Source organism: Streptomyces kronopolitis, assembly GCF_050953795.1.
In the GTDB taxonomy this organism is placed as follows: Bacteria; Actinomycetota; Actinomycetes; order Streptomycetales; family Streptomycetaceae; genus Streptomyces; species Streptomyces kronopolitis_A.
The window spans coordinates 1,933,182-1,942,500 of record NZ_CP191850.1; the positions used below are offsets into that span (position 1 = coordinate 1,933,182).

General features: G+C 66.1%; 5 protein-coding genes and 2 rRNA genes (1 of these 7 running past the window's edge). 3 read left to right on the forward strand and 4 right to left on the reverse strand.

Annotated features, from left to right (window positions below):
* Positions 1–11: 11 nt before the first annotated feature.
* Genes ACQP17_RS08415 through ACQP17_RS08425 form a run of 3 tightly spaced genes read left to right on the forward strand, consistent with a single transcriptional unit; the run spans position 12 to position 3,765 of the window.
* The gene (locus tag ACQP17_RS08415; protein ID WP_433855706.1) at positions 12–1,331 is read left to right on the forward strand and encodes a lysine N(6)-hydroxylase/L-ornithine N(5)-oxygenase family protein; all 1,320 of its coding nucleotides are present in this window, start codon (positions 12–14) and stop codon (positions 1,329–1,331) included.
* Positions 1,328–1,963: a GNAT family N-acetyltransferase gene (locus ACQP17_RS08420; RefSeq protein WP_433855707.1), complete on the forward strand. Its 636-nt coding sequence runs from the start codon at positions 1,328–1,330 to the stop codon at positions 1,961–1,963. The genes ACQP17_RS08415 and ACQP17_RS08420 overlap by 4 nt, the downstream gene beginning before the upstream one ends.
* Positions 1,960–3,765, forward strand: coding sequence for an IucA/IucC family protein (locus ACQP17_RS08425; RefSeq protein ID WP_433855708.1), 1,806 nt, complete (start codon positions 1,960–1,962; stop codon positions 3,763–3,765). The genes ACQP17_RS08420 and ACQP17_RS08425 overlap by 4 nt, the downstream gene beginning before the upstream one ends.
* Before the next feature lie 87 nt (positions 3,766–3,852).
* Here the strand turns inward: ACQP17_RS08425 and ACQP17_RS08430 are convergent, their stop codons facing one another.
* From ACQP17_RS08430 to ACQP17_RS08445, 4 genes are all read right to left on the reverse strand, one after another.
* A complete protein-coding gene (locus ACQP17_RS08430; protein ID WP_433859852.1) occupies positions 3,853–4,620 on the reverse strand; it encodes a hypothetical protein in 768 nt (255 codons plus the stop codon).
* Entirely contained in the window at positions 4,548–5,705 is a 1,158-nt protein-coding gene (locus ACQP17_RS08435; RefSeq protein WP_433860087.1) for a hypothetical protein, read from the reverse strand. Before ACQP17_RS08435 ends, ACQP17_RS08430 begins: the two co-directional genes overlap by 73 nt.
* Positions 5,706–5,979: 274 nt before the next feature.
* Positions 5,980–6,096: ribosomal RNA gene (gene rrf, locus ACQP17_RS08440) — 5S ribosomal RNA — on the reverse strand.
* Positions 6,097–6,210: 114 nt separating this feature from the next.
* Positions 6,211–9,319: ribosomal RNA gene (locus ACQP17_RS08445) — 23S ribosomal RNA — on the reverse strand; it runs 14 nt beyond the window's last position.

Sequence of the window (9,319 nt, forward strand, 5' to 3'; positions counted from 1 at the left end):
TCGGAGCCCCCGTGTCCGCCCCTCACGACTTCATCGCCATCGGCCTCGGCCCGTTCAACCTGGGCCTGGCCTGTCTGACCGAGCCGATCGACGAGCTCGACGGCCTGTTCCTGGACGACAAGCCGGCCTTCGACTGGCACCCCGGCATGATGCTCGACAGCACCCACCTCCAGGTCCCGTTCCTGGCCGACCTGGTCACCCTCGCCGACCCCACCTCGCCCTTCTCGTTCCTGAACTACCTCAAGGAATCGGGCCGGCTCTACCCCTTCTACATCCGCGAGAGCTTCTATCCGCTGCGCGCGGAGTTCAACGACTACTGCCGCTGGGCGGCCGGCAAACTCGACACCGTCCGCTTCTCCCGGCGGGTCACCACCGTCGAGTACGACCCGGCCGCGGAGCTGTACGTCGTCCACGCCGAGCACCTCCCCACCGGCGAGGTCACCACCCACCGCGCCCGCAAACTCGTCCTGGGCACCGGCACCCCGCCGCACCTCCCCGACGCCTGCGAGGGCCTGGGCGGCGACCTGCTGCACAACTCCGACTACCTGGACGCGAAGGCGGCCCTCCAGGCCAAGGAGAGCATCACCCTGATCGGCAGCGGCCAGAGCGCCGCCGAGATCTACCACGACCTCCTCCAGGACATCGACAGCCACGGCTACCACCTGACCTGGGCGACCCGCTCCCCGCGCTTCTTCCCCCTCGAATACACCAAGCTCACCCTGGAGATGACCTCCCCCGAGTACGTGGACTACTTCCACGCGCTCCCGGCCGCCACCCGCGACCACCTCAACGCCACCCAGAAACACCTCTACAAGGGCATCGACTCGGCCCTGATCAACGACATCTTCGACCTGCTCTACCAGAAGAACCTCGCCGGCCCCGTCCCCACCAGGCTGCTCACCAACACCGCCCTGCACCACGCCCGCTACGACGAGGCCGCCGGCACCTACACCCTCGGCCTGCGCCAGGAGGAACAGGGCGCGGACTTCACCCTCGACACCCAGGGCCTGATCCTCGCCACCGGCTACCGCTACCGCGTCCCGGACTTCCTCGCCCCGGTCCACGACCGCATCGCCTGGGACGACGCCGGCCGCTACGACGTGGCCCGCAACTACAGCATCGACACCACCGGCCACGGCATCTACGTACAGAACGCCGAGCTGCACACCCACGGCTTCGTCACCCCCGACCTCGGCATGGCCGCCTACCGCAATTCGTGCCTGGTGCGCGAGCTGCTCGGCCGCGAGCACTACCCGGTCGAGAAGGCCATCGCCTTCCAGGAGTTCGCCGCCCCGGCCGGCACGCACCACCCCATGGAGATCTCCGCATGAACGAGCACAGCGCGCACATACCCGGCCAGCGCCCGCCGAGCGCCGCCGAGGCCGGGCCCGGCGAGCGGCCGGCCCTCTTCACCCGCACCGACGAGGCCCTCGGGGAGTTCGCCCTGCGCCCCGTCGACCCGGCCGCCGACGCCGGGCTGCTGCACGGCTGGGTCACCCACCCCAAGGCCGTCTTCTGGCTGATGCAGGACTGCGACCTCGCCGCCGTCGAGCAGGAATTCGCCCGGATCGCCGCCGACCCCTTCCACGACGCCTTCCTCGGCCTGCACAACGGCACCCCGGCCTTCCTCATGGAGCGCTACGACCCGGCCCACCGGGAGCTGGTCGGCGTCCACACCGCCGCACCCGGCGACGTCGGGATGCACTTCCTCACCGCCCCCGCCGCGGCCCCCCTGCACGGCTTCACCCGCGCCGTGCTCACCACCGTCATGGAGATGCTCTTCGCCGACCCGGCCACCCGCCGCGTCGTCGTCGAACCCGACACCCGCAACACCGCCGTCCAGGCCCTCAACAAGGCCGTCGGCTTCGAGGTCCTGCGCACCGTCTCCCTGCCCGCCAAAGACGCCTGCCTGAGCACCTGCACCCGCGACCAGTTCCTGGCCACCCGAGGAGACCACCGATGACCGCCGCCGGCCGGCCCACCGCCCAGGAAGCCGTCGCCCACCTCACCCCCGCACTGTGGGCCCGCGCCAACCGCCTGCTGCTGCGCAAGGCCCTCGCCGAGTTCACCCACGAACGGCTGCTCACCCCCGAGCGCCTGCCGGCCGACGGCCACTACGCGCTGACCGGCGACGACGGCGCCACCGCGTACCGCTTCACCGCCCGCAGACAGGCCCTGGACCACTGGCAGATCGACGCCGACAGCATCACCCGCCACCGCGCCGGCAGCGAACTCCCCCTGGACGTACTGGAGTTCCTCCTCGAATTCCGCGACTCCCTGGGCCTGAACGACACGGTCCTGCCCGTCTACCTGGAGGAGATCAGCTCCACCCTCTCCGGCACCGCCTACAAACTCGCCGCGAAGCAGCCCACCGCCGCCGAACTCGCCCGCTCCGGCTTCCAGGACATCGAGACCGGGATGACCGAGGGCCACCCCTGCTTCGTCGCCAACAACGGCCGCCTCGGCTTCGGCATCCACGAGTACCACGCCTACGCCCCGGAGACCGCCAGCCCGCTTCAGCTGATCTGGCTGGCCGCCCGCCGCGACCGCGCCACCTTCACCGCCGGCGCCGGCCTCGACTACGACACCCTGATCCGCGGCGAACTCCCCCGCCACACCCGCGACCGCTTCACCGCCACGCTCACCGGCCTGGGCCTCGACCCCGACGACTACTACCTCTTCCCCACCCACCCCTGGCAGTGGTGGAACAAGCTCTCCGTCACCTTCGCCGCCGAGGTCGCCCAGCAGCATCTGGTGTGCCTGGGCCCCGGCGACGACACCTACCTCGCCCAGCAGTCCCTGCGCACCTTCTTCAACACCACCACCCCCACCGGCCACTACGTCAAAACGGCGCTCTCGGTGCTCAACATGGGCTTCATGCGGGGCCTGTCCGCCTCCTACATGGAGGCCACCCCGGCCATCAACGACTGGCTCGCCCGCCTGATCGACGCCGACGACACCTTCCGGGCCGCCCGCTTCTCGATCATCCGCGAGCGCGCCGCCATCGGCTACCACCACCGCGCCTACGAGGCCGCCACCGCCAAGGGCTCCCCGTACCGCAAAATGCTCGCCGCCCTCTGGCGCGAGAGCCCCGTCGCCACCCTCGAACCGGACCGGCGGCTCGCCACCATGGCGTCCCTCCTGCACACCGACGACGAGGGCGGATCCTTCGCCGCGGCCCTCATCGAGGAGTCCGGCCTGGCCCCCGCGACCTGGCTGCGCCGCTACCTCGACGCCTACCTGACCCCGGTCCTGCACTCCTTCTACGCCTACGACCTGGTCTTCATGCCCCACGGCGAGAACGCCATCCTGGTCCTTGAGAACGGCGTCGTGGACCGCGTCATCTTCAAGGACATCGCCGAGGAGATCGCCGTCATGGACCCCGACGCGGTCCTGCCCCCGGCCGTCGAACGCATCCGCGCCGACGTCCCCGAGGACAAGAAGCTCCTGTCGGTCTTCACCGACGTCTTCGACTGCTTCTTCCGCTTCCTGAGCGGCACCCTCGACGACCGCGGCGTCCTCGACGAGGACACCTTCTGGCGCACGGTCGCCGAATGCGTCCTGGACTACCGGGCGTCCGCGCCCCACCTCGCCGACAAGTTCGCCCGCTACGACCTGTTCGCCGAGGAGTTCGCGCTCTCCTGCCTCAACCGCCTCCAGCTGCGCAACAACCAGGAGATGGTCGACCTCCAGGCCCCCGCGGGCGCCCTCCAGCTCATCGGCACCCTCCGCAACCCGCTCGCCCCCTACGCACCGGCCTCCTGACTGCCCCACACATGCCGAAGGGCGGGACCCCCACCGGGGGTCCCGCCCTTCTCGCTCTCGTCAGCTCAGCCCGCGGCAGCCGCCGGCTCAGGCCTGCGCGGCACCCGCTTCGCCCTGCGCGGTGTCGTCGCCGGCCTCGTCACCCTCGGCCGGGTCCGTCCCGGCGTCGTCCAGCGCGTCGGTGAACTCCACCCCGTCCAGCTCCGCGAGCCGGTCCGAGGCATCCGTCGTGCCGCCCTGGTCGGCCTCCAGCGCCCTGGCGAACCAGTCACGCGCGTCGTCCTCCCGCCCGACCTCGAGGAGCGCGTCCGCGTAGGCGTACCGCATCCGCGCGGTCCACGGGTGCACGGCGCTGGACGCGAGCTCCGGGCTCTGCAGCGTCACCACCGCCGCGTCGGCCTGCCCCATGTCCCGCCGGGCACCCGCCGCGACCAGCCGCATCTCGACCTGGCCGGCCCGGTCCAGCTTCTGCACCTCGGGCTCGCCGGCCATCGCCAGCGCCTTCTCGGGCCGCCCGAGTCCCCGCTCGCAGTCGGCCATGACGGGCCACAGCTCCACGCTACCGGTCATCCGCCGCGCCGCCCGGAACTCCGCCAGCGCCTCGCTGTACTTGCCGACCGCGTACGCCGCGAAGCCCGCGGCCTCGCGCACCGCAGCCACCCTGGACGCCAGCCGCAGCGCCACCCGGGAGTACCCGTACGCCCGCTCCGGCTCCTCGTCCAGCAGCTTCGCCACCATCACCAGGTTCTTGGCGACGTCCTCGGCGAGCGTCTTCGGCAGGCTCAGCAGCTCCTGCCGCACATCCTTGTCGATCTCGTCACCCGTGACGTCCTCCGGAATCGGCAGCCGCTTGATCGGCTCCCGGTCCCGGTCCCGACGGTCGTCCCGCCGCTCCTCACGCCCACGCCCGGCCCCATACGGCCGACGCCCACCACGGTCATCATCCCGGCGGAACCCACCACGGTCGCCGCCACGGTCGTCCCGCCGGTCGCCCCCGCGGTACCCGCCACGGTCGCCGCCGGACGGACGGTCATCCCTGCGGAATCCACCGCGGTCGCCGCCCGACGGACGGTCGTCACGCCGGTCGCCGCCACGGTACCCGCCACGGTCGCCACCGGACGGACGGTCATCCCTGCGGAATCCACCGCGGTCGCCGCCGCGGTCATCCCGCCGGTCGCCGCCACGGAACCCACCACGGTCGCCACCGGACGGACGGTCATCACGCCGGAACCCACCACGATCGCCACCGCGGTCATCCCGACGGTCACCGCCACGGAACCCACCACGGTCGCCACCGGACGGACGGTCATCACGCCGGAACCCACCACGATCGCCACCGCGGTCATCACGACGGTCACCGCCACGGAACCCACCACGATCGCCACCGGACGGACGGTCATCCCTGCGGAACCCGCCACGGTCGCCGCCCGACGGACGGTCATCACGCCGGAAGCCTCCGCGGTCGCCGCCGCGGTCGTCTCGCCGATCGTCCCTACGGAAGCCGCCGCGGTCACCCCCACGGTCATCCCGCCGGTCACCGCCACGGTACCCACCGCGATCTCCGCCCGACGGACGGTCATCACGCCGGAACCCACCACGGTCACCGCCGCGATCGTCACGCCGGTCACCGCCACGGAACCCGCCACGGTCGCCACCGGACGGACGGTCATCACGCCGGAACCCACCACGATCGCCACCGCGATCGTCACGCCGGTCGCCCCCGCGGAAGCCACCACGGTCGCCACCGGACGGACGGTCATCACGCCGGAACCCACCACGGTCGCCACCGCGATCGTCACGCCGATCACCGCCACGGAAGCCCCCGCGATCTCCGCCCGACGGACGGTCATCACGCCGGAATCCGCCACGGTCACCGCCGCGGTCATCCCGCCGGTCGCCCCCGCGGTACCCACCACGGTCACCACCGGACGGACGGTCATCCCTACGGAATCCACCGCGGTCTCCGCCACGGCTGGCGCCACGAGCGCCCCGGTCCCCCCGGTCGTCACGCCGGAAACCACCGCGGTCGCCGTCGTCGCGCCGCTGCGGCCGGCGCTCCGAACGATCGTCGGAAGAGTTGGTGGACATCGACGTGACTCCTGTCTTCGGTACTGCATTCATTCTCGCGCACCGACCACTTCGGCGCGCTTCGGTAAAAACAAAAAGGACCCTTGGTCCCAGCATGAACGCTGGGACCAAGGGTCCTGAAAGATTGTTCGGCGGCGTCCTACTCTCCCACAGGGTCCCCCCTGCAGTACCATCGGCGCTGAAAGGCTTAGCTTCCGGGTTCGAAATGTAACCGGGCGTTTCCCTAACGCTATGACCACCGAAACCCTATCGGGTTCTAGCGAACAAGCACACTTTTTAGTTAAAGAGTGAAACTTGGTTCAACCAGCGATTGCGACTGTTCGCAACCCGGGAACCACACAGTGGACGCGAGCAACTGAGGACAAGCCCTCGGCCTATTAGTACCAGTCAACTCCACCCGTTGCCGGGCTTCCATATCTGGCCTATCAACCCAGTCGTCTACTGGGAGCCTTAACCCCTCAAAGGGGGTGGGAGTCCTCATCTCGAAGCAGGCTTCCCGCTTAGATGCTTTCAGCGGTTATCCTTTCCGAACGTAGCCAACCAGCCATGCCCTTGGCAGGACAACTGGCACACCAGAGGTTCGTCCGTCCCGGTCCTCTCGTACTAGGGACAGCCCTTCTCAAGACTCCTACGCGCACAGCGGATAGGGACCGAACTGTCTCACGACGTTCTAAACCCAGCTCGCGTACCGCTTTAATGGGCGAACAGCCCAACCCTTGGGACCGACTCCAGCCCCAGGATGCGACGAGCCGACATCGAGGTGCCAAACCATCCCGTCGATATGGACTCTTGGGGAAGATCAGCCTGTTATCCCCGGGGTACCTTTTATCCGTTGAGCGACGGCGCTTCCACAAGCCACCGCCGGATCACTAGTCCCTACTTTCGTACCTGCTCGACCCGTCAGTCTCACAGTCAAGCTCCCTTGTGCACTTACACTCAACACCTGATTACCAACCAGGCTGAGGGAACCTTTGGGCGCCTCCGTTACTCTTTAGGAGGCAACCGCCCCAGTTAAACTACCCACCAGACACTGTCCCTGATCCGGATCACGGACCCAGGTTAGACATCCAGCACGACCAGAGTGGTATTTCAACAATGACTCCACAACCACTGGCGTGGCCGCTTCAAAGTCTCCCACCTATCCTACACAAGCCGAACCGAACACCAATATCAAGCTATAGTAAAGGTCCCGGGGTCTTTCCGTCCTGCTGCGCGAAACGAGCATCTTTACTCGTAATGCAATTTCACCGGGCCTATGGTTGAGACAGTCGAGAAGTCGTTACGCCATTCGTGCAGGTCGGAACTTACCCGACAAGGAATTTCGCTACCTTAGGATGGTTATAGTTACCACCGCCGTTTACTGGCGCTTAAGTTCTCAGCTTCGCCAACCCGAAGGTTGACTAACCGGTCCCCTTAACGTTCCAGCACCGGGCAGGCGTCAGTCCGTATACATCGCCTTACGGCTTCGCACGGACCTGTGTTTTTAGTAAACAGTCGCTTCTCGCTGGTCTCTGCGGCCACCACCAGCTCACACTGCAAGAGTGATCACCAGCAATGGCCCCCCTTCTCCCGAAGTTACGGGGGCATTTTGCCGAGTTCCTTAACCATAGTTCACCCGAACGCCTCGGTATTCTCTACCTGACCACCTGAGTCGGTTTAGGGTACGGGCCGCCATGAAACTCGCTAGAGGCTTTTCTCGACAGCATAGGATCATCCACTTCACCACAATCGGCTCGGCATCAGGTCTCAGCCTTAACGTGTGACGGATTTACCTACCACACGGCCTACACCCTTACCCCGGGACAACCACCGCCCGGGCTGGACTACCTTCCTGCGTCACCCCATCGCTTACCTACTACCACCTTGGATCGGCGGCTCCACCACGTCCCTTTGTCCGAAGACTCCAGGCCGGCTTCACGGCCTTAGCATTAATGGATTCGATACTGGGCGTTTCAAAGCGGGTACCGGAATATCAACCGGTTGTCCATCGACTACGCCTGTCGGCCTCGCCTTAGGTCCCGACTTACCCTGGGCAGATCAGCTTGACCCAGGAACCCTTAGTCAATCGGCGCACACGTTTCCCACGTGTGTATCGCTACTCATGCCTGCATTCTCACTCGTGAACCGTCCACAACTCGTTTCCACGGCTGCTTCACCCGGCACACGACGCTCCCCTACCCATCACGATCCCCGTTGGGGGTAATATCGCAATGACACGACTTCGGCGGTGTGCTTGAGCCCCGCTACATTGTCGGCGCGGAATCACTTGACCAGTGAGCTATTACGCACTCTTTCAAGGGTGGCTGCTTCTAAGCCAACCTCCTGGTTGTCTCTGCGACTCCACATCCTTTCCCACTTAGCACACGCTTAGGGGCCTTAGTCGATGCTCTGGGCTGTTTCCCTCTCGACCATGGAGCTTATCCCCCACAGTCTCACTGCCGCGCTCTCACTTACCGGCATTCGGAGTTTGGCTAAGGTCAGTAACCCGGTAGGGCCCATCGCCTATCCAGTGCTCTACCTCCGGCAAGAAACACACGACGCTGCACCTAAATGCATTTCGGGGAGAACCAGCTATCACGGAGTTTGATTGGCCTTTCACCCCTAACCACAGGTCATCCCCCAGGTTTTCAACCCTGGTGGGTTCGGTCCTCCACGAAGTCTTACCTCCGCTTCAACCTGCCCATGGCTAGATCACTCCGCTTCGGGTCTTGGGCACGCTACTCAACGCCCTATTCGGACTCGCTTTCGCTACGGCTTCCCCACACGGGTTAACCTCGCAACATACCGCAAACTCGCAGGCTCATTCTTCAAAAGGCACGCAGTCACGACGCACCGAGCAAGCTCGATGCGCGACGCTCCCACGGCTTGTAGGCACACGGTTTCAGGTACTATTTCACTCCGCTCCCGCGGTACTTTTCACCATTCCCTCACGGTACTATCCGCTATCGGTCACCAGGGAATATTTAGGCTTAACGGGTGGTCCCGCCAGATTCACACGGGATTTCTCGGGCCCCGTGCTACTTGGGTGGTTCTCAAACGAGCCGCTAATGTTTCAGCTACGGGGGTCTTACCCTCTACGCCGGACCTTTCGCATGTCCTTCGCCTACATCAACGGTTTCTGACTCGTCTCACAGCCGGCAGACTGCAAAAGAGAACTCCCACAACCCCAACCACGCAACCCCTGCCGGGTATCACACGTGACTGGTTTGGCCTCATCCGGTTTCGCTCGCCACTACTCCCGGAATCACGGTTGTTTTCTCTTCCTGCGGGTACTGAGATGTTTCACTTCCCCGCGTTCCCTCCACACTGCCTATGTGTTCAGCAGCGGGTGACAGCCCATGACGACTGCCGGGTTTCCCCATTCGGACACCCCCGGATCAAAGCTCGGTTGACAGCTCCCCGGGGCCTATCGTGGCCTCCCACGTCCTTCATCGGTTCCTGGTGCCAAGGCATCCACCGTGCGCCC